Consider the following 25290-nt stretch of genomic DNA (forward strand, 5'->3'; position numbering starts at 1 on the left):
AGCTAGATCGCGCGCCGCGATGTCGAGCGCATCGAAAATCCGGTCGGCCTCTGCACCCGACAGTTCGTGAAACCCGAGCGTGCGGCCGATCATCAATCCGATGATCGCGAACAGGAAGACGGCGCCGGCTCCGGGCCGGCCCTCGATCTCGGACATCTGGGCGAGCCGCTCGGCGATGAACCCGCGAAAGTCGGCGAGCGCCTCGGGCGTCTCGGCCGAAGCGAGCAGGAGCGCGCGGGGAAAGCCGAGTTCCTCGCAGTAGGTCTCGCGCGCATTGGCCACCATCGCCAGCGGCGGCGAGGCCGATGGAGGCTCCTGCCGGGCTTCGTGCCCGGCGATGCCATCGCGCAGCCGACGGAGCTTGCGCGTTACGAGCGCGCAGATCAGCGCGTCCTTCGAGGCATAGTGATGCAGCACGCCGCCCTTGCTCAGCCCGGCTTCGGCGGCGACGGCATCAATGGTGAGGCCGCGCGCGCCGAGTCGGCGAAGCACGCCTTCGGCGGCATCGAGAATGATCTCGGGCCGGTCCTCGCGACGGCTGCGCGCCTTGGGCTCCACCTGTCGACCTTCTACAAACCGTCTGGACGGTCGGTAGACTAGCGGATATGGGATGGCGGCGATAGATGCTCCCGGATTCGAAAACCGCGGACCCCGTCCCATGCCTTCGTACGCGCTCAGACTGGCCCGCCCCGCCGCGCTCGCTGCACTGCTTCTCGCCGGAGGCGGTGCTGCCCTGCCTGCGTCGGACCCGGCCGCCGGGCGCGATCCCAGCGATATCTCCGTCGTGCTCGTGCGGATCGTCGAGGCGCAGCGCACGGCGGTGGCGTCCGACATCGTGCTGACCGGCGACATCCAGGCCCAGGCCCAGACCAACGTCGCCTTCCGCACCAACGGCAAGATCGCGACGCGCCTCGTCGAGGTCGGCGACCACGTCGCGGCCGATCAGGTGCTGGCGAAGCTCGATCCGCAGGAGCAGCAGGCCAATCTCGACACCGCAAAGGCGGCTCTGGTCTCAGCGGAGGCTTTGCTCACGCAGGCCAAGGTCGCCTTCAAGCGGCAGGAGCAGCTTCTCAGCGGGGGCTACACCACGCGACCGTCCTACGATGCGGCCGAGCAGCAGCTGCGCACGACGCAAGCGGCCGTCGACTCGGCCAAGGCGCAGCTCGGCACGGCGCGGGAGCAGTTCTCCTATACCGACCTGCGCTCGGGCGTCGCCGGCATCGTGATGAGCCGCAGCTTCGAGACGGGGCAGGTGGTCCAGGCCGGGCAGACCGTGCTGGTGCTGGCTCAGGACGGCCCGCGCGATGCGGTCTTCAACGTCTACGAGGCGCTGCCGGCGAACCCGCCCGCGAGCAAGACCGTGGCGATTTCGCTCCAGGCCGATCCGAAGGTTACCGCGACGGGCACGGTGCGCGAGATCTCACCCTCGGTCGATCAGGCCTCGGGCACCGTGCGGGTGAAGATCGGCCTCGCCGAGACGCCGGCGGCGATGACGCTCGGTGCCGTCGTGATCGGACGCGGCCGCTTCAAGGCACAGGAGGCAGTCGTGCTGCCCTGGTCGGCGCTCTATCGCTGGGAGAACAAGCCGGCGGTGTGGATCTACGACCGGCAGGCGGGGACGGTCTCGCCGCGCCTCGTGACCATCGAGCGCTACGCCTTCGACACCATCGCCCTCGCCTCCGGGGTCGAGCCGGGCGAATCGGTCGTCACCGCCGGCATCCAGTTCCTGCGGCCCGGCCAGAGCGTCGCCGTGGCCGATGCCGAGGCCGACGGTATCGCGAAACAGGCGGAGGGCATCGCCAAATGAGGTTCCTCCTCGCTCTCGCGCTCGCCACCCTTCTGCTCTCCGCCTGCAAGCCAGCCGAGGAGGCCAAGGAGCCGGTACCGATCCGCCCGGTGCTCACCACGATCGCCAAGCGCACCGACACCGTGATGTTCGGACCCTTCGCCGGCACGGTCGAGCCACGCTACCAGTCGCAGCTCGGCTTCCAGATCGGCGGCCGCGTCGCGGCGCGGGACGTCACCGTCGGCGACGTGGTCAGGAAGGGCCAGCGCCTCGCGACCCTCGACCCCGTGGTGACGCGGTTCGCCCTGACCCGCGCCGAAGCCGACGTCGCCGATGCCAAGGCGCAAGCGGAGAACGCAGCGGCCACCGAGGCCCGGCAGCGCCGCCTGATGGAGGGCGGCAACGTCACCCAGGCGCAGATGGATTCCTCAACCGCCGGCCGCGATACGACACAGGCGCGCCTCGCCCAGGCCATGGCGAGCCTTCAGCGGGCGCGCGACCAGATGGGCTACACCGAGCTCCACGCCGATTTCGACGGCGTCGTCACCCAGCGCCTCGCCGAGGTCGGGCAAGTGCTGAGCGCCGGCCAGGCGGTCGTGACGGTCGCACGGCCCGAGGTGCGCGAGGCGGTGGTCGACATTCCCGAGGACCTCGTCGGCACCATGCCCCGCGAGGGGCGGTTCACGATCTCGCTGCAGAGCGCGCCGGAGATCACCGCGACGGCCAAGGTCCGCGAGATCTCCCCCTTCGCCGAGCAGGGCACCCGCACCCGGCGCATCAAGCTCACGCTGATCGACCCGCCGACCGCCTTCCGCCTCGGCGCGACGATCACGGTGGGACTGAAGCGGACGATCGACCCGCGCTTCGTGCTGCCGCCGACGGCACTCCTGGAGGCCGACGGTCGCAGCTCCGTCTGGATCGTGCCGGAAGCCGCGAAGGACGCGCCGGCCCATGTCGAGCGCCGTGACGTCACCGTCGGCCAGCGCGATGCCGAGCATGTCAGCCTCATCGACGGCGTGAAGGACGGCGAGCGCGTCGTCGTCGCCGGCGTGCATTCCCTCAGCGACGGCCAGACCGTCCGCATCGGCGACGCCATCCCGTGAGCGACACCCCACCCGGCGCGCCGGAGACCTCCGTGAATTCGTTCAACCTGTCCGACTGGGCGCTACGCCACCGCTCGCTCGTCTGGTTCCTGATGCTGGTCTGCCTGGCTGCCGGCGTGATGTCCTATTCGCGGCTCGGCCGCGAGGAGGACCCGCCCTTCGCGATCAAGACCATGGTCGTGCAGGCGAAATGGCCGGGGGCGACGATCAAGGACACCCTCGATCAGGTCACCGACCGGATCGAGAAGGAACTGCAGCAGATCAACGCCCTCGACTACGTCCGCAGCTACACGACGCCGGGCCAGGCGACGGTGTTCGTGCAGTTCAAGGACACCACGAGGAAGGAGGAGATCCAGCCGGCCTTCTATCAGGTCCGCAAGCGGCTCGGCGACATCAAGTACACCTTCCCCGAAGGCGTCGAGGGGCCCTCGTTCAACGACGAGTTCGGCGACGTATACGGCAACGTCTACGCCTTCACCGGGGACGGTCTGACCCACCGGCAGCTGCGCGACTACGTCGAGGGCGTGCGCACCGAGATCCTCAAGGTGCCCGACATCGGCAAGACCCTGCTGATGGGGACGCAGGGGGAGACGGTCTATCTCGACTTCTCCACCCGCAAGCTCGCCGGATTCGGCATCGACATCCAGGCGCTGATCAAGGCGCTGCAATCGCAGAACGCGGTAGCCGCATCCGGCGTGGTCCAGGCCGGCCCGGAGCGCGTCTCCTTGCGCGTCAGCGGACAGTTCACCTCGGAAGACTCGCTGAAAAACGTCAACCTGCGCTTCAACGACCGCTTCTTCCGCCTCGCCGACGTCGCCGAGATCCACCGCGGCTACGAGGACCCGCCCGCCGCGATGTTCCGCGTCAACGGTGAGCCGGCGATCGGCCTCGCCATCGCCATGCGGCCGAACGCCAACCTCCTGAAGTTCGGCGAGAACCTGAAGGAGCGGATGCGCAAGATCGAGGCGAAGCTGCCGATCGGCGTCGGTCTCCACCTAGTCTCGGACCAGCCGAAGATCGTCGAGGAGGCGGTGGGCGGCTTCACCCAGGCTCTCGTCGAGGCCGTGGTGATCGTGCTGTTCGTGAGCTTCGTCAGTCTCGGCCTGCGCGCCGGCTTCGTCGTGGCGATTTCGATCCCACTGGTGCTCGCTATCGTGTTCGTGGTGATGCAGGTGATGGGAGTGACGCTGCAGCGCATCTCGCTGGGCGCGCTCATCATCGCGCTGGGGCTGCTGGTCGACGACGCGATGATCACCGTCGAGATGATGGTGGCGCGGCTCGAACTCGGCGACAGCCTCAAGAAGGCGGCGACCTTCGCCTACACCTCCACCGCCTTCCCAATGCTGACCGGTACGCTGGTGACCATCGCCGGCTTCCTGCCGATCGGCTTCAACGGCTCCTCGGCCGGCGAATACACCTACTCGCTCTTCGTGGTGATCGCCGCCGCGCTCTCGGTGTCGTGGGTCGTCGCGGTGCTGTTCGCACCGCTGCTCGGTGTGACCCTGCTGCCCAAGACGATGAAGCATCACGCCGAGAAGCGCGGATTGTTCACCCGCGCCTTCCTCGCCGTGCTCACGGTGGCGATGCGCCTGCGCTGGATCACGGTGGTGATCTGCGTCGGGCTGATGGGGGCTGCGGTCTTCGGCATGACCCATGTCCAGCAGCAGTTCTTCCCGTCCTCCGACCGGAGCGAGGTGCTGGTCGACCTGACCCTGCCGCAGAACGCGACCATCGCCGAGACCAAGGCGCAGATGGACCGCTTCGAGGCGAAGCTGAAAGGCGATCCCGACATCGTGCGCTGGAGCTCTTACGTCGGGCAAGGCGCCGTGCGCTTCTACCTGCCCCTCGACCAGCAGCTCGCCAATGCCTTCTACGGACAAGCGGTGATCGTGACGAAGTCGCTCGAAATCCGCGACCGGGTCGTGAAGCGGCTCCAGGAGATCGGCCGGCGCGACTTCGTCGGCATCGATGTCATGGTGCAGGCGCTCAACCTCGGCCCGCCGGTCGGCCGCCCGATCCAGTATCGGCTGAGCGGCCCGGACATCCAGGAGGTGCGCCGCCTCGCGCTGGGGCTCGCCGACGTGGTGGCTGCCGACAAGCGTGTCGCCTATCCGACCTTCGACTGGAACGAGCCGGGCAAGGTGCTGCGCGTCGAGATCCTGCAGGACAAGGCGCGCCAGCTCGGCGTCACCAGCCAGGACATCGCCGGCATCCTCAACGGCGTGGTCGGCGGACAGGCGATCACTCAGGTACGCGACTCGATCTACCTCGTGAACGTGGTCGGCCGCGCCCAGACCATCGAGCGGATCTCCCTGGAAACCCTGCAGAGCCTGCAGGTCGCCCTCTCGAACGGCTCCGTGGTGCCGGTGCTGGCCTTCGCCAAGATCGATTACGACCTCGAACAGCCGATCGTCTGGCGCCGCGACCGCGTGCCGACGCTGACCGTGCGCGCCACGATCAAGGACACGACCCAGCCACCGACCATCGTCGCCGCCCTGGAGCCGGGCATCGACGCCTTCGTGAAAGCCCTGCCCGAGGGCTACACCCTCGCCACCGGCGGCGCCGTCGAGGAGGCCGGCAAGGGCCAGGGACCCATTGCCGCCGTGGTGCCGGTGATGCTTCTCGCCATGGCGACGCTGCTGATGGTGCAGCTGCAGAGCTTTCAGAAGCTCTTCTTGGTGTTTTCCGTCGCGCCGCTGGGGCTCATCGGCGTGGTGCCGGCGCTGCTGCTGTTCGACAAGCCGATGGGCTTCGTCGCGATCCTCGGCATCCTCGCCTTGATCGGCATCATCATCCGCAACGCGCTGATCCTCGTGAGCCAGATCGAGGAATCGGAGGCCGAGGGGCTCGCGCCCTGGGACGCGGTCATCGAGGCGACGCGTCACCGGATGCGGCCGATCCTGCTGACGGCGGCCGCGGCGAGCCTCGGCCTGATCCCGATCGCCCGCGAGGTCTTCTGGGGACCGATGGCCTACGCGATGATCGGCGGCATCCTCGCCGCGACCCTGCTGACGCTGCTGTTCCTGCCGGCGCTGTATGTCGGCTGGTACCGCATCAAGCCACCGGCCCGGGCGGCGGCGTGAGGCTCGTCACGGAGCCGATGCCGCATGGGGGCAGAGCGTGGCCGCGAGGTTGCGCAGCACCGGACGGTACCGCGTCAGATGCAGTCCGTTCCGGTTTACGCCCGGCCGGCCGAACCCGGTATCGCCGTCGCGCAATTCTGAAAAGGGGTCGGCATAGAGGCAGCCGATCCGTGCGCAGAGCGCCTCGATCCGCTCGGAATAGGCGGCGACCGCCTTCGCTTCGAATTCGTCCGCAAGCGCGCGCCCGAGGGGCGGAACGGCGGTGACCACGACGCGATCGCTGACGGTCTTCAGGCGCGCGACGATGCTGCCGACCTCCTGCCCGAAGCGATCCGCGACGTCCGGCGCGAGCGGGTTCTTCTTGCCGATCAGATCGTTGGTGCCGATCGTGAGGATGGCCGCGCTGGCCCGAACGGGAAATTCCAGTTCCGGCAGCATCCCGGCATAGACGGCGGCGGTGGCGCCGCTGACCCCGATATTGACGATCGGCGCACCGCAGATCCGCTCCGAAGGGCTCTGCAATTCGGCCTGGGAATCGCCGGCGACCAGCACGTAGCCGGGTTCGGCCTCGTCGAGCTGCTGATGGACCGCCACGAGGCGATGCACGGCATACTCGCCCACATCGTGCTTCGGAGCATGCGCCAGCCAGCCGAGACCAGCGCTCGCGACCGAGACCGTGACGAGCGCGAGAGCCACACGGAAACCGCGCCTCACGTGTCGGACGTCACGGTGGCCGAGCGGTCCACGCTCGCCTCCGGCCGCGAATCCGTCGAGGCGTAGTACGGCTTGATGTCGAGGAGCGGCGTGCCGTCGAGGCAGTCGAGACCGCGCACCGAGATCGCGTTGCCGTCGATGGCGAGCCGCTCGACCACCGCCACCGCGATCGGGTTGGGCCGGGCCGGCGAGCGCAGGGAGAAGGTGCCGCGGCCGCCGCCGGCATGGCGCGGCTGCTGGATCACGAGATCGCGCGCCGCCCTGTCCATCCAGTAGAGCACGATGAGGTGACTTGCGCCGTCGACGTTCCGCAGGGCCGGTGCGTAGAGCGGATCGACGACGAGCGTGCAGACGGCATCCGTCTGCGTACCGTTCTTCGGGCACTCGCCCCGCACCTGCCAGGGCGTGCGAACGCGGCCGATGAAATGGAGTCCGGCATCGTAAGTCTCGGGAAGCACGATCGCCTGCTCGCCCGCGCGCCGTTCGACGTCGTCGCTCATAAAATCACGCTCGCTTCCGGCTCGACGCGGCGGCATGTGCGCTCGGCCGACACGGACGGCAAGAGCCAGCATGGTCGCCATGCCCGGCGCCCGGGTGTACAGCCACGCACCGATGGACGCGGAGGCGGCATGGACAGCGACGAGCTTCGCCCGATGGCATCGATCGCAGACGCGGAGACTGCGGTCGACCAGCTCGCAGCGCTTTACGAGGGTTCGACCTCGGCCCTGCGCTCGGCCCTGAAGCGGTATCTCGACGAGGGCGTGCCGCCGGATTCGACCGAGCGGCTGCAGTTCCGCTACCCCGAACTGCGCCTCACCTATCGCGCGGACGGTCCGGTCCCGCGGATCAACCGGGCGACGGCAAAGTTCCAGGCGCCGGGCGCCTACGCCACCACGCTGACGCAACCGGGTCATTTCCGGCCCTACCTGCTCGAACAGCTTCGCCATCTGGTGCACGATTACGGCGCGACCCTCGAAGTCGGCTTGAGCGGCCAGGAGATCCCGTATTCCTACGTCGTCGAGCCGGGCTCGGACCTGACCCGCAATGGCGTCACGGCGAGCCAGCTTGCGACCTATTTCCCGACGCCGCTGCTCTCGGTGGTCGGCGACGAGATCGCCGACGGGCTCTGGCAGGAGCACCCGGACGTGCCGCGCCCGCTCGCGCTGTTCGACGGTGTGCGCACCGATTATTCGCTCCGCCGCCTCGTGCATTACACCGGCTCGGACTGGCGCGAGATCCAGCCCTGGATCCTGCTCACCAACTATCATCGCTACGTCGACGGCTTCGTGCGCCACGGGCTGGAGCGGCTCGCGGCACCCGACAGCATCTACGAAAAGCTGGTCCTGCCGGGCGGGATCAGCGTGAGCCGGGCGGAGGCCGCAACAGCTGATCCAGAGGCGCTGATCGCGGCCTCGCCTTGGCACCGCTTCCAGATGCCGGCCTATCACCTCGTCGCGCGCGGCGAGGACGGCAGCCCGCAGGGCACGACGCTCGTCAATATCGGCGTCGGCCCATCCAACGCGAAGACCATCACCGACCATCTCGCAGTGCTTCGGCCGCATTGCTGGCTGATGGTCGGCCATTGCGGCGGCCTCAGGCAGTCGCAGACCATCGGCGACTACGTGCTGGCCCACGGCTATCTCCGCCTCGACCGCATCCTCGACGACCTCGTGCCGCCCGAAGTGCCGGTGCCGGCGCTGGCCGAGGTGCAGATCGCCCTCCAGAACGCCGCCGCCGCGGTCACCGGCGAGCGCGACGACACGCTCAAGCGGCGCCTGCGCACCGGCACCGTCGTCACCTACGACGACCGCAACTGGGAGCTGCGCTTCACCCAGGAACGCCGCCGGATCAACCTCGGCCGCTGCATCGCCGTCGACATGGAGAGCGGCACCGTCGCCGCCCAGGGCTATCGCCTGCGTGTCCCCTACGGCACGCTGCTCTGCGTCTCCGACAAGCCGTTGCACGGCGAGATCAAGCTGCCGGGCGCGGCGAACGCCTTCTACGAGCGCGCGGTGGCCGAACACCTGCTGATCGGGCTCGCCACCCTCGACGCGCTCCGCGCCGACCGGCACGGGCTGCACTCGCGCAAGCTGAGGAGCTTCGACGAGCCGCCGTTCCGCTAACGCTCCCGACTCCACAACCCCGCCCGCTCCGCCCGCGCCTGATCCTCGGCTTCCAGCAGATCCTGAGGCGCATCCTCGGTCGCCCTCGCACCGCCGGCGGTGAGGATGAGGGAGGCCAGGTCGTCGCCGTCGATGCGGCAGCGCATGGCGACAGCGGCAGGATCCGGGGCGCAGGCGACCTCGCGGCGTCGCAGGTAGCGGGCGAGTTGGCGGGCGAGCGCGCCGCCTTCGCCGGCGACGCCGAGCAGTTTGACGCTGCGCCCGCGGATCGTCAGCGTCCCGGTATCGATCACCTCAGCGACGCCCCGCACGTCGGGCGAGACCGGAGCGGACGAGATCTCGCTCGCGGGCACGCGCTCGGCCTTGGCGGCTGAGGGAGCGGGGCGCTTCCTGCCCTTGAGGACCCCTTGAGCGCGCTGCACGAAGTCGTGGAAGATGCGGGCTGGAATATCGCCGCCGGTGACGCCCTTCATCGGCGCGTTGTCATCGTTGCCGACCCAAACGCCGATGACCATGTCCGGCGTCAACCCGACGAACCAGGCGTCGCGATAGTCCTGGCTGGTACCGGTCTTGCCGCCGATGGGGATACCGGGCAGGCGGGCCGCCTTGCCGGTGCCGGATTCGACCACGGCTTCCATCGAATCGAGCATCATCGTCTGCACGTCGCGCGACAAGGACACGGCGGATTGCTTGGCCTCGTGCAAATAGAGCGGCTGCGGCTGGCTGCCTCGGATCGTGTGGATGGAGAAGGGCTCGACGGGGGGCGCTCCCGTGAGCACGCCGGCATAGGCGCGGGTCATCTCCTGGAGCGTCACGTCGGCGGAGCCGAGGGCGAGGCTCGGAACGTTCGGCAGTTCTGACGCAACGCCGAGTCTGCGCGCCGCCTCTACCACGCTTGGGATGCCGATCTCGTCGCCGAGTTGCGCCGCGATGGTGTTCACGGACAGGGCGAAGGCCGAGCGCAGGGGCAGCGCCCCGCGAAACCGGTTGTTGGAGTTCTGAGGCTCCCACTCGCCGATCTGGGTCGGGCGATCGACGAGCACGGTCTCGGGGGTGTAGCCGCGCTCGTAGGCGGCGAGATAGACGAACAGCTTGAACAGCGAGCCCGCCTGACGCTTGGCCTGCGTCGCCCGGTTGAACTGGCTGTCCTCGTAGTCGCGCCCGCCGACCATCGCCAGGATCGCCCCGTCCTTGGACATCGCGATGAGGGCGCCCTGGCCAACCTTCTTCTTATCGCCCTCGGCGTCGAGCTTTCGGGCCAGCGTCGCCTGGGCGAGGCTCTGCAGGTCGATGTTCAGCGTTGTGCGCAGCGTGACGTCGCCAACCTCGCCGGCGAGCCGCTTGGCGTCCCCGGCGACCATATCGATGAAGTAGTTGGCGCCGGGCGGCGTCTCGGGCGGCGTGCGAAGAGTCAGTTTTTCCGAGCGCGCCTTGTCGGCCTGTGGCTGCGTGATCGCAGCGGTCTCGACCATGGCCTGCAGGACGAGGTCGGCCCGTTCCTTGGCGCCGCCGAAATTGCGGGTCGGAGCGAGTTGGGAGGGCGCACGCACCAGACCCGCCAACATCGCGGATTCCGGCAGGGTCAGCGCCTTGGCGCCGTGTCCGAAATAGCGCCGCGCCGCTGCGTCGACGCCGTAGGCGCCGGCCCCGAAATAGGCGGTGTTGAGGTAGCCGAGCAGGATCTCCTGCTTCGACATCGTGCTCTCGACGCGAAGCGCCAGCAGCGCCTCCTGGATCTTGCGCCGAAGCGTCTTCTCCTGCGTGAGCGAGGTCAGCCGCGCATATTGCTGGGTGATGGTCGAGCCGCCCTCGCGCACGCCGCCGCCGGTGGCGTTGCGCCAGACGGCGCGGGCGAGGCCGCGCAGGTCGATGCCCCAGTGGCTGTAGAAGCGCCGGTCCTCGATGGCCGTGATCGCCTGGGCGAGATGCGGCGGCAGGTCCGGCGCGGTGAGTTTTTCACCGCGATAGGCGCCGCGGGTGGCGAAGGGGCGCCCGTCGTCGGCCTCGACGGTGATCGCCCGCTGCCCGCCCTCGGGCACGACGCCGCCGAGGGGCGGCAGCGTCGCGAAAGCCTCCAGCACCACGACGGAGAGTACCAGGGTGGGAAGCGCAACGACGGCGAGGCCGATCGCCAAAAGCGGCTTTTGGCGGAGCCGGCCGTACCAGGAGCGCCCCGGAGCAACCGGGTAAGACATCGTCGCCGGCGATGTCTCATGCGGCGAGCGGCGCGATCGCGCAGACATGCCGGCGAAGAACGGGCCGACCGCGCGACCGGCGTTTCGCCCGCGACGCCCGGCACCACGAAAACCCGCAGCCGCGAGCAGCCCGAGCTGGCGCACGAGTACGCGAGCGGCACCAGCGGCCTCGCGTGCAGCCTCGCGCGGATCGGCCTCGCGCGAACCACGCGTCGCACGAGGCTGGTCGGGCGACGGATCGGTGTCGGTGGGGCGTCGGGGCTCTCGCGGATTCATCGCTGGCTCGTCGTCGCTCCTGCAACCGGCTCCCGGCGACCCCGAACGTGCAGGACCGCAGTAGCGATGCCATGGTAGGTTGCCGAAGCGGATATAGCTACGCTTAGGCAGCCCAAAGCCCATCCGGGCTGCAAGCGACGCGCAATTCGCTTGAAATCCGGTGTCTCCGGCGCTACGTCTCGCCTCAACATTCTGGTTGCAGTGTCAGGCTGCGGTACGGGAGTGGGTCCCAAAGGACCCGCTCTTTTTTTGTTCCGTACCGCAGGTGCCCGCGCAGCGACCGGGATCGATCATCATTTGAATTCGGACCTTTCGGACACAGCATGACGGACGCTTCCGAGAAGCGATTGATCGTCGAACACGGGGTTGCCGCGCGCGTGGCGCAGGTGATCGAGGCATCGATCGAAGGGCTGGGCTACCGGCTCGTGCGGGTGAAGATCTCCGCTACCAACGGCTGCACCGTCCAGATCATGGCCGAGCGGCGAGACGGCACCATGAGCGTCGACGATTGCGAGACCGTGAGTAGGGCGATCTCGCCGTTGCTCGACCTCGATGATCCGGTCGGCGGGGCCTACTACCTCGAGCTCTCCTCGCCCGGCATCGATCGGCCGCTGGTACGCGCCTCGGATTTCGAGCGCTGGGCCGGCTACGAGGCCAAGGTCGAGCTCACGGCGCCGCTCGACGGCCGCAAGCGTTTTCGCGGGATCATCGGCGTCCCGAGCGCAGACGGGGCCACCGTTTCGATCCACCTGCCGGACGTGAAGGCCGGCCTGCCGAGCGAGATCGAGCTACCCCTGCGCAACCTCGCCGATGCGCATCTCGTGCTCACCGACGAACTGGTGCGTGAGTCGCTCCGCCGGGGCGGAGCGCCGCCACAGGACGGCGACGAAGACGAGGGCGAAGAGATCGACGGTGAGGCCGAGGAGCCGGTCCGCGTCGTCCCGCACAAGCCCGCCCGGCAGAAGAAGACCAAGCCCGTCAAAGTGCCGAAGCCGCGGCCCGATGGCGCGAAGCCCGCGATCACGAAGGCCGTCCGCCTCAAGAACCGCGACAGCCTCCACTGACCCGATCCGCCGCCGTCGCGCGGCGAACCGACAAAACCGACCGAGAGAAGGACCGTTACCATGGCCGTCGTCAGCGCCAACCGGCTCGAACTCCTCCAGATCGCCGACGCCGTCGCGCGCGAGAAGGTGATCGACCGCATCATCGTCATCGAGGCGATGGAAGAGGCGATCGCCAAGGCCGCCCGCTCGCGCTACGGCGCCGAGACGGACGTGCATGCCGAGATCGACAACAAGACCGGGGCTTTGCGCCTGTCGCGCCACCTCCTCGTCGTCGAAGAGGTCGAGAACGACGCCCGCGAGATCACCGTCGACCAGGCCAAGCGCTACAACCCGGCCGCCCAGGTCGGCGATGTGATCTCCGATACGCTGCCGCCCTTCGATTTCGGGCGCGTCGCCGCGCAATCGGCCAAGCAGGTCATCGTGCAGAAGGTGCGCGATGCCGAGCGCGCCCGCCAGTACGAGGAATACAAGGACCGCATCGGCGAGATCCTCAACGGCACCGTCAAGCGCGTCGAGTACGGCAACGTCATCGTCGATCTCGGCCGCGGCGAGGGCATCGTGCGCCGCGACGAGATGATTCCGCGCGAAACCTTCCGTCCCGGGGACCGCATCCGCTCATACCTGTTCGACGTACGCTCGGAAGTGCGTGGGCCGCAGATCTTCCTGTCGCGCTCGCATCCGCAGTTCATGGCCAAGCTCTTCGGTCAGGAGGTGCCCGAGATCTACGACGGCATCGTCGAGGTGAAGGCGGTCGCCCGCGATCCGGGCTCGCGCGCCAAGATCGCGGTGATCTCCAACGACGGCTCGATCGACCCGGTCGGCGCCTGCGTCGGCATGCGCGGCTCCCGCGTCCAGGCCGTCGTGGGCGAACTTCAGGGCGAGAAGATCGACATCATCCCGTGGTCGGTCGACCAGGCGACCTTCATCGTCAACGCCCTGCAGCCGGCGGAAGTCGTGAAGGTGGTGCTCGATGAGGAGGCCGACCGCATCGAGGTCGTGGTGCCCGACGATCAGCTGTCGCTCGCCATCGGCCGGCGCGGCCAGAACGTGCGTCTCGCCTCGCAGCTCACCGGCTGGGACATCGATATCCTGACCGAGGCCGAGGAATCCGAGCGTCGGCAAAAGGAGTTCGCCGAGCGGACCCAGGTGTTCATGGAGGCGCTCGACGTCGACGAGACCGTCGGCCAGTTGCTGGCCGCCGAAGGCTTCCGCAACGTCGAGGAGGTCGCCTTCGTCGAGACCTCCGAGCTCGCCAACATCCAGGGACTCGACGAGGAGACCGGCACCGAGATCCAGGCCCGCGCCCAGGACTACCTCGCCCGCATCGAGGCCGAGTACGACGCCCGCCGGACCGAACTCGGCGTGGAGGACGAACTGCGCGAGATCGACGGCATCACCACCCCGATGCTGGTCGCGCTCGGCGAGAACGACGTGAAGAACGTCGAGGACCTCGCCGGCTGCGCCACCGACGATCTCGTCGGCTACACCGAGGGCCGCGGCCCCGAGGCGGTCCGTCATGCCGGCTTCCTCGACGGCTTCGAGCTCTCCCGCACCGAGGCGGAGGGCCTGATCATGGCCGCCCGTCTCAAGGCGGGCTGGATCGAGGAACTGCCGGTTGCCGAGGCCGAGCAGGCCGAAGGTGAAGAGGCCGAGCAGACGGGCGAGCCGCAGCCGGCTGCCTGAGGGCCTATCCGGCGAGGTCCGCGATCCGCATGAACCGGATTGCGGACTTCGCATTTTGCTTCACGGCGCCTGCCGACGGTGGATCGAAATCGCCGTCGGCAAGCGCATTAGGGACCGGAATGATCGACGCGGTCGACAGCGACGTGGAACTCGACCCGGGTCCCGGCCGGGGCCGGCAAGGTGCCGCGCGGACCTGCATCGTCACGCGCGAGGTCAAGCCGCCGAAGAAAATGATCCGCTTCGTGCTGGCGCCGGACGGCGCGGTCGTGCCCGACCTGCGCGCCCGCCTTCCGGGCCGTGGCGCCTGGATCAGTGGCACGCGCGAGGCCGTCGAACTCGCGATGAAGCGCCGCCTGTTCCGGCGCGCGTTCAGGAGCGAACGGGCCGACGCCCATCCGGACACTCCCGACCGGATCGCCGAGGGGCTGCGCACCGATCTGCGGCAGGCGATCGCCATGGCCAACAAGTCAGGCTGCGTCGTCACGGGCTTCGGAAAGGTCGAAGCGCAGATCGGCAGCGGCATCGGCGTGGCCGCGGTGATCCATGCCTCGGATGCGGCCGCCGACGGCCGCCGCAAGATCGGTCAGGCCTTGCGGCGCAAGCAGGGCGATTCCACTTATAAAGTCCCGATCATCGACGACTTGTCCGAAAGTGAATTGGACATGGCCTTGGGTCGGGATCATGTGATACACGCTGCGCTCGTCGCGGGGGCTGGCACGACCGGCTGTCTCGCGCGTTGGCGTCGGCTCCGCGCTTTTGATGGCGTGGCGACGGTGATCGCGGACGCAAACCCGGCCCAGGCCGGCGCATCCGCCTCCGATCCGCACGACGATGAGACGACGGACCGGCCCGCGTAAAATCGGGATGCCGGTCGACGGGACGATGCAAACCCCCAGGGTTCGGACTGAATGAGCGATACGAAAACACCGGGCGATAAGACGCAGACCAGGGCGCCCGCAAAACCGCTGACGCTGAAGCGTCCGATCGAGCAGGGCACGGTACGGCAGAGCTTCTCCCATGGCCGATCCAAGTCGGTCCTGGTCGAGACGGTCAAGCGCCGCACGATTGGTGCTGCTCCGGCTCCCGCCGCCCCGACGCGCGAGGCTCCGGCCGCGCCGCAGACCACCCGCCCCGCGCCCGCCGCGGCGCCGACGGCACCGCCCGCCGCCGCACGGCCTCCGGCCGGGCGCTCCGGCTCCGGCATGGTCCTGCGGACGCTGAGCGAGCAGGAGCGCGACGCCCGCGCCAATGCGCTCGCCGACTCGCAGAAGCGCGAGCAGGAGATGCGCGCTCTGGCAGACGCCGAGAAGCGCGCCCGCCGCGAGCGCGACGAATCCGAGCAGCGCGAGCGCGATGCTGCGGAAGCCCGCCGCCGCGAGGAAGACGACCGGCGAAAGCAGGACGACGAGCATCGTCGGCGCGCGTCCGAGGAATCCCGCCGTCGCGCCGAAGAGGACGCGGCGGCCCGCACCGCTCCCGTCGAGGCGCCCCAGGCTCCTGAGGCGACCGCTTCGGCTCCCGCGCAGGCGGCCGCCCCCGCTGCTGCCGCGCCGCGTCCGGCTCCGCCGGCTCGTCCCACCGCTCCGCGTCCCGGTCTCGCACCGACGACGCCCCGCCCGCCCGTCACCGCGCGTCCGACGCCTGCGGAGCCGCGCCGCACGATCACGGCCGAGGTGCGCAAGCCCCGCGACCTGAACTTCATGGCCCGCCCCGCCCAGGTGGCCGAGCCGGAGAACAAGACGACGCCGACGACGGCGCGTCAGCCCGACGGCATCACCGTCACGCGCCCGGCCCGCTCGAACGCCACGGCCGCCGAAGAGGAGCCCGAGACCAAGCGGGTGATCCGCCGTCCCGGCATGCCGCTCAAGATCATCACGCCGCCCAAGACGCCGAAGTCGCCGGGCGGCGACCGCAACCGCGGCCGTCTCACCATCGCCACGGCGACGTCGGGCGAGGACGAGCGCACGCGTTCTGTCGCATCGTTCCGCCGCCGCCAGCAGCGGATGAGCGGGCACCGGAACGACGAGCCCAAGGAGAAGATCGCCCGCGAGGTGACGATCCCGGAGACGATCACGATCCAGGAACTCGCCAACCGCATGTCGGAGCGGGCGGTGGACGTGATCCGCCTATTGATGAAGCAGGGCGAGATCCACAAGATCACCGACGTGATCGACTCGGATTCCGCGCAGCTCATCGCCGAGGAGATGGGTCACACCGTCAAGCGCGTCGCCGAATCCGACGTCGAGGAAGGCCTGATCTCCGAGGAGCCGGATCTGGAGGAGGATCTCGATCCCCGTCCGCCGGTCGTCACGATCATGGGCCACGTCGACCACGGCAAGACCTCGCTGCTCGACGCGATCCGCAAGGAGAACGTGGTCTCGGGCGAGGCCGGCGGCATCACCCAGCATATCGGTGCCTACCAGGCGGCGTCTCCCTCGGGCGACCTGATCACCTTCATCGACACCCCCGGCCACGCGGCCTTCACCTCCATGCGCGCCCGCGGCGCCAAGGTGACGGACATCGTCGTGCTCGTGGTGGCGGCCGATGACGGCGTCATGCCCCAGACGATCGAGGCGATCGCCCACGCCAAGGCGGCGCAGGTGCCGCTGATCATCGCGATCAACAAGATCGACAAGGCGGATGCGAACCCGCAGCGGGTCCGCACCGAGCTGCTGCAGCACGACATCCAGGTCGAGTCGATGGGCGGCGAGACCCTGGAATTCGAAGTCTCGGCCAAGACCGGCGACGGCCTGCCCGAGCTTCTCGAGGGCCTGCAGCTCCAAGCCGAGATCATGAACCTTCGCGCCAACGAGAAGCGCGACGGCGAGGGCACGGTCATCGAGGCCCAGCTCGATCGCGGCCGCGGCCCGGTCGCCACCGTGCTGGTTCAGCGCGGCACGCTCTTCACCGGCGACATCGTCGTGGCCGGTGCCGAGTGGGGCCGGGTGCGTGCGCTCATCGACGACAAGGGCGAACACATTCCGTATGCGGGACCGTCGGTCCCCGTCGAGGTGCTCGGCTTCAACGGCACGCCGGATGCCGGCGAGCGCGTCGTCGTCGTGCCGAACGAGGCCCGCGCCCGTGAGGTCGCCGAGTATCGTGCCCGGATCAAGCGCGACCGCATGACCGCTCGCACGGGCGGCGCCAACCGCTCGCTCGTGGACATGATGCGCGAGGCCAAGGAAGGCTCCGGCCGCCGTGAACTGCCCGTCATCATCAAGGGCGACGTGCAGGGCTCGGTCGAGGCGATCGTCGGGGCGCTCGGCAAGATCGGCAACGACGAAGTCTCCGCCCGCATTCTGCATTCGGGCGTCGGCGGCCTGACCGAGTCGGACGTGACGCTGGCGACGGCCTCGAAGGCCGTGGTCATCGGCTTCAACGTGCGCGCCCACAAGGAAGCCCGCGAGGCGGCCGAGCGGTCAGGTACCGAGATCCGCTACTACAGCATCATCTACGACCTCGTGGACGACATCAAAGACACGCTCTCGGGCATGCTCCCGCCGACGCTCCGCGAGGAGAAGCTCGGCGAGGCGCAGATCCTGCAGATCTTCGACGTCTCGAAGGTCGGCAAGATCGCCGGTTGCCGCGTCACCGACGGCACGGTCCAGCGCGGCGCTCATGTCCGCCTGATCCGCGACAGCGTAGTGATCTACGAGGGCAAGCTCTCGCAGCTCAAGCGCCTCAAGGACGACGCCAAGGAAGTCGGTTCGGGCTACGAGTGCGGTATGTCCTTCGAGAACTTCCAGGACATGCGTGCCGGCGACCAGATCGAGTGCTTCAGGGTCGAGGAAATTCGCCGGACGCTCTGACCCGTGACGCGTCCGCATCGATGACGGCGGGGCCGCGGCGCAAGCTGCGGCCCCGTTCGTTTCGCGAGACCCGCGTCGCATCCCCGTTTTGAAACGATCCACCGATACCGCCTATGGCTCAAAAACCTTCCAAAGCCGGCCCGGGGCAGCGCCAACAGCGCGTCGCGGAACTCGTGCGCCACGCGCTGGCCGACGTTCTTCAGCGCGGCGACTTCCAGGATCCGGTCCTGTCCTCCCACGTGATCACGGTGCCCGAGGTGCGGATGTCGCCGGACCTGAAGATGGCCACTGCCTACATCATGCCGCTCGGCGGGCAGGACGAGGCGCCCGTGATCAAGGCGCTCGAGAAGAACCGGAGGGTGCTGCGGCAGGAGGTGGCTCGCCGCGTGAACCTGAAGTTCGCGCCGGACCTGCGCTTCTTCCGCGACGAGACCTTCGACGAAGCCGACCGGATCGATGCGCTGTTGCGCACGGAGAAGGTCCAGCGTGATCTCGAACCCGCTGCGGATCCCGACGCCGCCGAACCCGAGACCGAATCCGGGCATTGACCCCAGGCGACCGGTTCGGACACGGACGACACCAGCTTTTCTCAGACGACCGGGACCGACCTGGCGGCCCCCGTGCAGCCGGCTTCCGCGGCGTCGCACTGCCATCGATCGAGGACATCATGCAGGACGAAACCCTCGGACACCCGGAGGCCCAGCCGGTCGCCCTGCCGACCGAGGCGCGCAGCGCGGACGAGCGCGGCCCCGACGAGGGCCGCCGGGGCAGAGGTCGTCCCCATCGCGGCGGTCCGCGGCCAGACCGCCCGAAGAAGCGCGACGTCAGCGGCTGGGTGATCCTCGACAAGGGTGTCGGCATCACATCGACCCATGCGGTCGCCGTTGTGAAGCGCGCCTTCAACGCCAAGAAGGCCGGACATGCCGGCACCCTCGACCCGCTGGCCTCTGGCATCCTGCCGATCGCCCTCGGCGAAGCGACCAAGACCGTCCCCTTCGTCATGGACGGTCGCAAGGCCTATCGCTTCACCGTGCAATGGGGCGTCGAGACCGATACCGACGATGCCGAAGGCCGTCCCGTCGCCACCAGCGACGCGCGCCCGACGCAGACGCAAGTCGAGGCGGCCCTGCCGTCCTTCGTCGGCAACATCCAGCAGGTGCCGCCGCGCTACTCGGCCATCAAGATCCAGGGCGAGCGCGCCTACGACCTCGCCCGCGAAGGCGAGATCGTCGAACTCGTCGCCCGCGAGGTGCGCATCGACCATCTCTCGGTCATCGAGCACGATGGCGAACGCACGGTGATCGCGGCCGAATGCGGCAAGGGCACCTATGTCCGCGCCCTCGCCCGCGACCTCGGCCGCATGCTCGGCTGCCACGGCCACGTCGCCGCGCTCCGGCGCACCCGGGTCGGCCCGTTCGTAGAAGAGGCCTCCTGCAGCATCCCGACCTTGGAAGAGGGCGCGCCGGATGGGAACGGCGCCCATCTCCAGCCCGTCGAGACTGCGCTCGACCAGATTCCGTCTGTGCCTGTCTCGCGCGATGTCGCGCTCCGCCTCATGCGCGGTCAGCCGGTGATTCTTCGCGGACGGGATGCGCCGGTGGAGGGCAAGGCGTTTGCGACCTGCGGCGGGGTTCTGGTCGCAGTTGGCGATATCGAGCGCGGGGAGTTAGTGCCGCACCGGGTGTTTCACCTGGGTGGGACGGCCCCGCAGCGGGATTGAGACGGTTTCGCAGCGCCCGATGCCGCTCATCGGTCTTCGCGAGCGCCGCGAGGCTACCTACGATACCGCACTCGCCGTCCGGGATGTGGCCCTGGGTTGCTTCGCTGCGCTCGCCAAAACGCTTGGAGGCGGCTTATTCGAAACGCGAATGAGCCGTCATCGCACCGGTAGCGCCGTCTCGATCAGCCGCGCCCACAGCGACGCCCCGTACGGCGCTGCCGCGTCGCAAAAATCGTATTCGGGGTGGTGCAGACCGGCCGAAGGGCCGTTGCCCATGAAGATGTAGGCGCCGGGCCGCTGAAGCAGCATGTAGGAGAAATCCTCGGCCGCCATCAGTGGCGCGACCTCGCGGTCGACTTGAGCCTCGCCGACGATTCCCGCCGCGACATCGGCGATGAAGCCGGTCTCGTCCGGATGGTTCTCGGTGGCCGGATAGCCGTCGTCGAAGGCGATGTCGGCGCGTGCGCCGAAGGCCGCCGCCACGCCCGTGACGATGGTGACGATCCGATCCTTGATGAGGGTCCTCACCTCCGGCGCCAGAGCGCGCAGGGTCCCGCGGAGGACCGCTTCCCGGGGGAGCACGTTGAAGGCGCTGCCTGCCTCGACGGCGCAGACCGAGACCACGGCCGATTGCAGCGGATCGACCGAGCGGGCCACGATCGACTGCAGGGCGACGACGACGTGGGCGGCGACGAGCACGCTGTCGATCGCCGCCTGCGGGAGGGCGGCATGGCCGCCGCGTCCCGCGATCGTCAGGGTGAAGCGGTCGGTGGAGGCCATGATCGGGCCGGACCGGATGGCGAAGGTTCCCAGCGGCTGGTTCGGGATATTGTGCAGTCCGTAGACCGCCTCGATCCCGAAGTGCTCCATCATGCCGTCTTCCACCATGGCCGCACCGCCGCCGCCGCCCTCTTCGGCGGGTTGGAAGATCAGCACGGCGCTGCCGTCGAAATCGCGGGTCTCGGCGAGATACTTCGCTGCGCCGAGCAGCATGGCGGTGTGGCCGTCATGGCCGCAGGCATGCATCCGTCCCGGCACCGTCGAGCGGTAGGGCAGATCGCGCACCTCCTGGATCGGCAGGGCGTCCATGTCGGCCCGCAGGCCGATCGCGCGGTTCGAGCCGTATGCCCTGCCTCGGATCACGCCGACGACGCCGGTGCGGCCGATTCCGGTGACGACCGCGTCGCAGCCGAACGCGCGCAGCTTCCCAGCAACGAAGCTCGCCGTGCGGTGGACGTCGTATTGCAGTTCCGGATGCGCGTGGAGATCGTGCCGCCAGGCGGAGATCTCGTCCGCGAAGCCGGCGATCCGGTCGATGATGGGCATGGTCACATTGCTCTCGCGGGAACCTCCGGGCACCCACGCTCACACCAGCAAACAGGAGGCCATCGCGCCGGTCAATGCTCAAGCTTGGCCGGAAGAACGACGGCGAGGCTGCTTTGCCGGCTGCGAAATTACGGTAACGTCGTCATCGTGGCCGGCGGCGAGATCGTCGAGGATCGGGCAGTCCGGGCGGTCGTCGCCGCAGCAACGCGCAGCGAGGTCTTCGAGAGAGCGCGCCATGCCTTCGAGCTCGGCGATGCGCCGGCGCAGATCGACGACGTGAGCCTGCGCCACGGCCTTGACCCCGGCGCTCGCCCGCGACCGGTCGCGCCAGAGCGCCAGAAGCTCGGCGATCTCCGGCATCGAGAAGCCGAGATCGCGCGCACGGCGCACGAAGCGCAGCGCATGCAGGTCGGCCTTCGCATAGAGCCGGTAGCCGGCGGTACTCCGCTCGGCCGCGCCGAGCAGCCCGGTTTCTTCGTAGTAGCGGATCATCTTGGGCGAGACGCCGGTCGTCCGCGCCGCCTCGCCGATCGTGACCGGTCGCGCGCTCATGCCGGCCGGCTCGCCGGATTCGCCTGCCGGAGACGCAGGGCGTTGGCCACGACGCACAGGCTGGACAGCGTCATGGCACCTGCCGCGACGATCGGTGACAGCGCGGGACCGCGGACGACGGCGAGCGCTCCCGCCGCGACCGGAATCAGCGCGACGTTGTAGGCAAAGGCCCAGAAGAGATTCTGCCGGATGACCCGCATCGTCGCCTGCGAAAGGGCGAGCGCCTCCTCGACGCCCCCAAGGGCGCCGGACATCAGCACCACGTCGGCGCTGTCGATCGCGACATCCGTGCCCGTGCCGATGGCGAGGCCGGTCTCGGCCGACGCCAGCGCCGGAGCGTCGTTGATCCCATCCCCGACGAAGGCGACGGCGCCATGCGATTCCCGCAGTTTTTGAAGAGCCTCGACCTTGCCGCCCGGCAGGACCTCGGCCGCCACCACGTCGATGCCGAGAGCCGACGCCACCGCCTGCGCCGTGCGCCGGTCGTCGCCGGTGATCATCGCGACGACGAGGCCGCGCGCGCGCAGGGAGCGGATGGCGGCCGCCGCGTCCGGCTTGATCGGATCGGCGACCGCGATGAGGCCCGCGCACCGCCCGTCGATGGCGACATAGAGCGGGCTGCGACCGGCAGCGCCGAGCCGCTCGGCTTCGGTGGCGAGCGACGCGGTCGCTACGCCGAGCCTGTCCATGAAGCGCCCGGCACCGATGACGATTTTTCTGCCGCCGACGACGCCGGTGACGCCAAGTCCATGCACCGCTTCGAAGCCCTCGACGTCGGGCACGCGACCCGCCTCCCGCGCCGCCGCGACGATGGCACGGGCAATCGGATGCTCGGAACGCGCTTCCACCGCGCCGGCAACGGCCAGTACCGCCTCGCGTGAAAAGCCTTCGGCCGTCACGAGATCCGTGAGCCGGGGCCGCCCTTCGGTGAGGGTGCCGGTCTTGTCGAAGGCGACGACCCGCGCGTCTCCGAGCGCCTGCAGCGCATTGCCCTTGCGGAACAGCACGCCGCGCTCCGCGGCTCGGCCGGAGCCGACCATGATCGAGACCGGAACGGCGAGCCCCATCGCGCAGGGGCAGGCGATGATGAGGACGGCAATGGCGTGAACGAGGGCAGGGCCGAACGCCGGGCTCGGCGCCAGGGCGAGCCACGCGACAAAGGTCGTGGCCGAAATCGCCATCACGGCCGGCACGAACCAGAGGGTGATGCGATCGACCAGCGCCTGGACCGGCAGCTTGCCGCCCTGCGCGGCCTCGACCATGCGGGCAATCTGGGCGAGCACGGTGTCCGAGCCGACCTTATCGACACGCAGATCGAAGCCGCCGGAAGTGTTGAGCGTGCCGCCGACCGTGAGGTCGCCCTCGGCCTTGCGGACGGGGACCGGCTCGCCGGTGATCATGCTCTCGTCGATCCAGGAGGCCCCGGAGACGATGCGGCCGTCGGCCGGTATGCGCTCGCCCGGCCGCACGCGTACGCGGTCGCTGACCTGCAGTGCCGCTACGGGAATGTCGTGTTCTTCGCCGTCGCGCATCACGCGCGCCGTCTTCGGTGTTAGGTCGAGCAGGCGGGCAACGGCGGCGCCGGTGCGGCCACGGGCTCGGGCTTCGAGGGCGCGTCCGGTCAGGATCAGTGTGACGATGAGGACGCTCGCCTCGAAATAGAGGTTCGCCGCCCCGGCGGGCAGCAGCCCGGGCGCGAACGCGGCGACCATGGAGGCGAGGTAGGCCGCCCCGGCGCCGAGGGCGACGAGGGCGTTCATGTCGGGATGGCCACGCAGCAGGCCGGGGATGCCGAGCCGGAAGAAGCGGCGGCCCGGCCATGCGAGAACCAGCGTCGCCAAGGCAGCCTGGATCACGGCGCTGCCGCCGGCACCGAGCATGACGGCCACGGCGTCGTGGAACCCCGGAATCAGATGGCCGCCCATGTCGAGCAGGACGACGGGCGTGGCAAGCAGAGCGGAGACCAGGACGTCGCGCCGGAGCTCCGCGGTCTCACGCGCCTGGCGCTCTTCGCCGTCCGAGCTTTGCGCCGCGTCGCGGCCGAGGTTGCGCGGCGCGAAGCCCGCCTGACGTACGGCCGCTTCGACATCCGCGAGGGCGACGATACCGTCGGGATAGCGCAGTTCCGCCCGACTGGTGGCGAGGTTGACGCTGGCCGCCGTCACGCCAGGAATTCGGACGAGCGCCCGCTCCAGCCGCGCGACGCAAGACGCGCAGGTCATGCCGTCGACGCCGACGGTGGTCGTCACCTCCGGCACGCAGAAACCGGCCTCCGTGATCGCGTCAGCGACCCGGTGTGCCGGTGTGTCGGCCGACAGGCTGAGGCTAGCCTTGCCCGTGGCGAGGTTGACCGAGACGTCGCGAGCGTTCGGCAGTGCGACCAACGCCCGTTCCACGCGGCCCACGCACGAGGCACAGTTCAATCCCGCAACCGGTAGGGTGACGACCTTGCGCAACCGATCCGGCAGAGCCGGTGTGGAGCGGGGCAGGGCAAGTTCGGTACGAGCGTCCATGTCCATTCAGATGGGGCTTCCCATCATGGGAAGGTCAAGGGCGTGTCGACTGGCCGCATATCGGGGGCCTCGATTTGGTCTCCGGTGCGGTGCTCGGGCAGGATCACCCGCATGGTCGTGCCTTGTCCGACCTCGCTTTCGATGACGAAGCGGCCACGGTGGCGGTTGAGGGCGTGCTTGACGATCGCGAGCCCGAGACCGGTGCCGCCCTGCTGCCGGCTCGATGCGGTATCGACCCTGTAGAACCGCTCGGTCAGTCGCGGGATGTGCTCGGGCGCGATACCCGGCCCCGCGTCGCGCACCGACAGCGTGAGCTGCGGCGGGCGGTTGCCGGAGGCCTCCTCGCGGCCGAGGCTCACCGCGACCAGGCCTCCGCTGCCGCCGTATTTCAGGGCGTTCTCCACGAGGTTCTCGACGACCCGCAAAAGCTCGTCGCGATCGCCGAGGACGGAGTAGGGCGGCTCGGGTGCATCGAGCGTCAGGGCGATGCCGCGCTCGGCGGCCAGCGGCGCCTTCTCCTCCACCATCTGCCGTGCGATGCGCTTCAGGCAAACGATCTGCGTCGGCGGCACGTGCTCACGCAGCTCGATGCGCGAGAGCGACAGCAGGTCGTCGATGAGCCGGGTCATGCGCTGCGCCTGCGTGCGCATGATCCCCAGGAACTGCTCGCGCGCCCGCGGATCGTCGCGAGCCGGCCCCTGCAGCGTCTCGATGAAGCCCGAGAGCGAGGCCAACGGCGTACGCAATTCGTGGCTCGCATTGGCCACGAAATCGACCCGCATCGCTTCCAGGCGGCGGGCGGAGGTCAAGTCGCGCAGGAAGAGCACGACGTTGGGCTGTCCGCCACCGGGGGTATCGGCCGGCGGCAGTGCGCCGATCTGTACTTCGAAGGCGCGTTCGGTCGGGACCCGCGTGACGTAGCCGGTCTTGAGCGGGGCGCCGCTCTGCAGGACCTCCTCGATCCCGTCGAGCACGTCCGGCGAGCGGAGCGCGAAGGAGAGGGGGTGGCGCAGCTTCAGCCCCGGCAGCAGGGCGCGGGCGGCCGGGTTCGCCTCGATCACGACGATGCGGCGGTCGACCAGGATGACGGGGTCGGGAATGTTGGCGAGCAGCGACTCGGCCACGGAATGTCGTTCGCGTCGCTCGCTTTCAGGCGGCGCGACGATGGGAGCGCCGGATCGGCTCAATACCGTACCCACGACGAGCGCGAACGAGGCAGCGAGCAGGAAGGCGATGCCGGGCGTGCCGTCCACGAGCGCGGCGATGCCGAAAGCGATCGTGGCGGCAGAGGCTCCCGCGAAAGCGGATCGTCGGACAGAACCGGGCATGTCGTCGGCTCAAAC

At 69.2% G+C, this 25290-nt stretch carries 18 protein-coding genes; 10 read left to right on the forward strand and 8 right to left on the reverse strand.

What is annotated here, in order from left to right; translation table 11 throughout:
- A partial coding sequence (locus MHA02_RS20280; protein WP_147082150.1) for a TetR/AcrR family transcriptional regulator occupies positions 1-558 on the reverse strand: 558 nt, incomplete at its 3' end.
- Positions 559-658: 100 nt separating this feature from the next.
- Here MHA02_RS20280 and MHA02_RS20285 point away from each other — a divergent pair.
- The 3 genes from MHA02_RS20285 to MHA02_RS20295 are packed head-to-tail and all read left to right on the forward strand — an operon-like array spanning position 659 to position 5972.
- A complete protein-coding gene (locus MHA02_RS20285) occupies positions 659-1807 on the forward strand; it encodes an efflux RND transporter periplasmic adaptor subunit (RefSeq protein WP_147082152.1) in 1149 nt (382 codons plus the stop codon).
- Positions 1804-2889, forward strand: a complete 1086-nt coding sequence (locus MHA02_RS20290) for an efflux RND transporter periplasmic adaptor subunit (RefSeq protein ID WP_147082154.1) — start codon at positions 1804-1806, stop codon at positions 2887-2889. Before MHA02_RS20285 ends, MHA02_RS20290 begins: the two co-directional genes overlap by 4 nt.
- Before the next feature lie 32 nt (positions 2890-2921).
- Positions 2922-5972, forward strand: coding sequence for an efflux RND transporter permease subunit (locus MHA02_RS20295; protein WP_147082201.1), 3051 nt, complete (start codon positions 2922-2924; stop codon positions 5970-5972).
- A gap of 6 nt (positions 5973-5978) precedes the next feature.
- Here MHA02_RS20295 and MHA02_RS20300 read toward each other — a convergent pair whose 3' ends face one another.
- Positions 5979-6668 (reverse strand): SGNH/GDSL hydrolase family protein, encoded by a 690-nt coding sequence (locus MHA02_RS20300; protein WP_238180473.1) that lies wholly within the window; start codon positions 6666-6668, stop codon positions 5979-5981.
- A 14-nt stretch (positions 6669-6682) separates the two neighbouring features.
- Positions 6683-7186: a tRNA (N6-threonylcarbamoyladenosine(37)-N6)-methyltransferase TrmO gene (gene tsaA / locus MHA02_RS20305; RefSeq protein ID WP_147082158.1), complete on the reverse strand. Its 504-nt coding sequence runs from the start codon at positions 7184-7186 to the stop codon at positions 6683-6685.
- 129 nt (positions 7187-7315) lie between these two features.
- Here tsaA and MHA02_RS20310 point away from each other — a divergent pair, with 129 nt between their 5' ends.
- Entirely contained in the window at positions 7316-8809 is a 1494-nt protein-coding gene (locus MHA02_RS20310; protein WP_147082160.1) for an AMP nucleosidase, read from the forward strand.
- On the opposite strand, the gene MHA02_RS20315 is transcribed toward MHA02_RS20310, so the two are convergent.
- The gene (locus tag MHA02_RS20315; protein ID WP_147082161.1) at positions 8806-11280 is read right to left on the reverse strand and encodes a PBP1A family penicillin-binding protein; all 2475 of its coding nucleotides are present in this window, start codon (positions 11278-11280) and stop codon (positions 8806-8808) included. The genes MHA02_RS20310 and MHA02_RS20315 overlap by 4 nt on opposite strands.
- A gap of 323 nt (positions 11281-11603) precedes the next feature.
- Between MHA02_RS20315 and rimP the strand changes: the two genes are divergently transcribed.
- From rimP to truB, 6 genes are all read left to right on the forward strand, one after another.
- Positions 11604-12344 (forward strand): ribosome maturation factor RimP, encoded by a 741-nt coding sequence (gene rimP, locus MHA02_RS20320; RefSeq protein ID WP_147082163.1) that lies wholly within the window; start codon positions 11604-11606, stop codon positions 12342-12344.
- Between the two features lie 60 nt (positions 12345-12404).
- The gene (gene nusA, locus MHA02_RS20325; RefSeq protein WP_147082165.1) at positions 12405-14027 is read left to right on the forward strand and encodes a transcription termination factor NusA; all 1623 of its coding nucleotides are present in this window, start codon (positions 12405-12407) and stop codon (positions 14025-14027) included.
- Positions 14028-14146: 119 nt separating this feature from the next.
- Positions 14147-14884, forward strand: a complete 738-nt coding sequence (locus MHA02_RS20330; RefSeq protein ID WP_147082167.1) for an RNA-binding protein — start codon at positions 14147-14149, stop codon at positions 14882-14884.
- 51 nt (positions 14885-14935) lie between these two features.
- Positions 14936-17836 (forward strand): translation initiation factor IF-2, encoded by a 2901-nt coding sequence (gene infB, locus MHA02_RS20335; RefSeq protein ID WP_147082170.1) that lies wholly within the window; start codon positions 14936-14938, stop codon positions 17834-17836.
- 113 nt (positions 17837-17949) lie between these two features.
- The gene (gene rbfA, locus MHA02_RS20340; protein WP_147082172.1) at positions 17950-18384 is read left to right on the forward strand and encodes a 30S ribosome-binding factor RbfA; all 435 of its coding nucleotides are present in this window, start codon (positions 17950-17952) and stop codon (positions 18382-18384) included.
- A 119-nt stretch (positions 18385-18503) separates the two neighbouring features.
- Positions 18504-19556 (forward strand): tRNA pseudouridine(55) synthase TruB, encoded by a 1053-nt coding sequence (gene truB, locus MHA02_RS20345; protein WP_147082174.1) that lies wholly within the window; start codon positions 18504-18506, stop codon positions 19554-19556.
- Between the two features lie 156 nt (positions 19557-19712).
- On the opposite strand, the gene MHA02_RS20350 is transcribed toward truB, so the two are convergent.
- The 4 genes from MHA02_RS20350 to MHA02_RS20365 all read right to left on the reverse strand — a co-directional run bounded on the left by MHA02_RS20350 (position 19713) and on the right by MHA02_RS20365 (position 25275).
- Entirely contained in the window at positions 19713-20882 is a 1170-nt protein-coding gene (locus MHA02_RS20350; protein WP_147082203.1) for a M20 aminoacylase family protein, read from the reverse strand.
- 78 nt (positions 20883-20960) lie between these two features.
- Positions 20961-21434 (reverse strand): Cu(I)-responsive transcriptional regulator, encoded by a 474-nt coding sequence (cueR, locus tag MHA02_RS20355; RefSeq protein WP_147082175.1) that lies wholly within the window; start codon positions 21432-21434, stop codon positions 20961-20963.
- Entirely contained in the window at positions 21431-23947 is a 2517-nt protein-coding gene (locus tag MHA02_RS20360; protein WP_147082177.1) for a heavy metal translocating P-type ATPase, read from the reverse strand. Before MHA02_RS20360 ends, cueR begins: the two co-directional genes overlap by 4 nt.
- A 23-nt stretch (positions 23948-23970) precedes the next feature.
- Complete coding sequence (locus MHA02_RS20365) at positions 23971-25275, reverse strand: ATP-binding protein (RefSeq protein WP_147082179.1); 1305 nt, start codon at positions 25273-25275, stop codon at positions 23971-23973.
- Positions 25276-25290: the final 15 nt, after the last annotated feature.

The sequence above is a fragment of the Methylobacterium haplocladii genome (assembly GCF_007992175.1).
Taxonomy (GTDB): Bacteria; Pseudomonadota; Alphaproteobacteria; order Rhizobiales; family Beijerinckiaceae; genus Methylobacterium; species Methylobacterium haplocladii.

Bases quoted from the DNA above. Each gene is read 5' to 3' on its own strand.
- MHA02_RS20290 (WP_147082154.1), top strand. From the start codon at position 1,804: ATGAGGTTCCTCCTCGCTCTCGCGCTCGCCACCCTTCTGCTCTCCGCC.
- MHA02_RS20310 (WP_147082160.1), top strand. From the start codon at position 7,316: ATGGACAGCGACGAGCTTCGCCCGATGGCATCGATCGCAGACGCGGAG.
- rimP (WP_147082163.1), top strand. From the start codon at position 11,604: ATGACGGACGCTTCCGAGAAGCGATTGATCGTCGAACACGGGGTTGCC.
- cueR (WP_147082175.1), bottom strand. From the start codon at position 21,434: ATGAGCGCGCGACCGGTCACGATCGGCGAGGCGGCGCGGACGACCGGC.
- infB (WP_147082170.1), top strand. From the start codon at position 14,936: ATGAGCGATACGAAAACACCGGGCGATAAGACGCAGACCAGGGCGCCC.
- MHA02_RS20360 (WP_147082177.1), bottom strand. From the start codon at position 23,947: ATGGACGCTCGTACCGAACTTGCCCTGCCCCGCTCCACACCGGCTCTG.
- MHA02_RS20315 (WP_147082161.1), bottom strand. From the start codon at position 11,280: ATGAATCCGCGAGAGCCCCGACGCCCCACCGACACCGATCCGTCGCCC.
- truB (WP_147082174.1), top strand. From the start codon at position 18,504: ATGCAGGACGAAACCCTCGGACACCCGGAGGCCCAGCCGGTCGCCCTG.
- MHA02_RS20330 (WP_147082167.1), top strand. From the start codon at position 14,147: ATGATCGACGCGGTCGACAGCGACGTGGAACTCGACCCGGGTCCCGGC.
- MHA02_RS20350 (WP_147082203.1), bottom strand. From the start codon at position 20,882: ATGCCCATCATCGACCGGATCGCCGGCTTCGCGGACGAGATCTCCGCC.
- nusA (WP_147082165.1), top strand. From the start codon at position 12,405: ATGGCCGTCGTCAGCGCCAACCGGCTCGAACTCCTCCAGATCGCCGAC.
- MHA02_RS20365 (WP_147082179.1), bottom strand. From the start codon at position 25,275: ATGCCCGGTTCTGTCCGACGATCCGCTTTCGCGGGAGCCTCTGCCGCC.
- MHA02_RS20285 (WP_147082152.1), top strand. From the start codon at position 659: ATGCCTTCGTACGCGCTCAGACTGGCCCGCCCCGCCGCGCTCGCTGCA.
- tsaA (WP_147082158.1), bottom strand. From the start codon at position 7,186: ATGAGCGACGACGTCGAACGGCGCGCGGGCGAGCAGGCGATCGTGCTT.
- rbfA (WP_147082172.1), top strand. From the start codon at position 17,950: ATGGCTCAAAAACCTTCCAAAGCCGGCCCGGGGCAGCGCCAACAGCGC.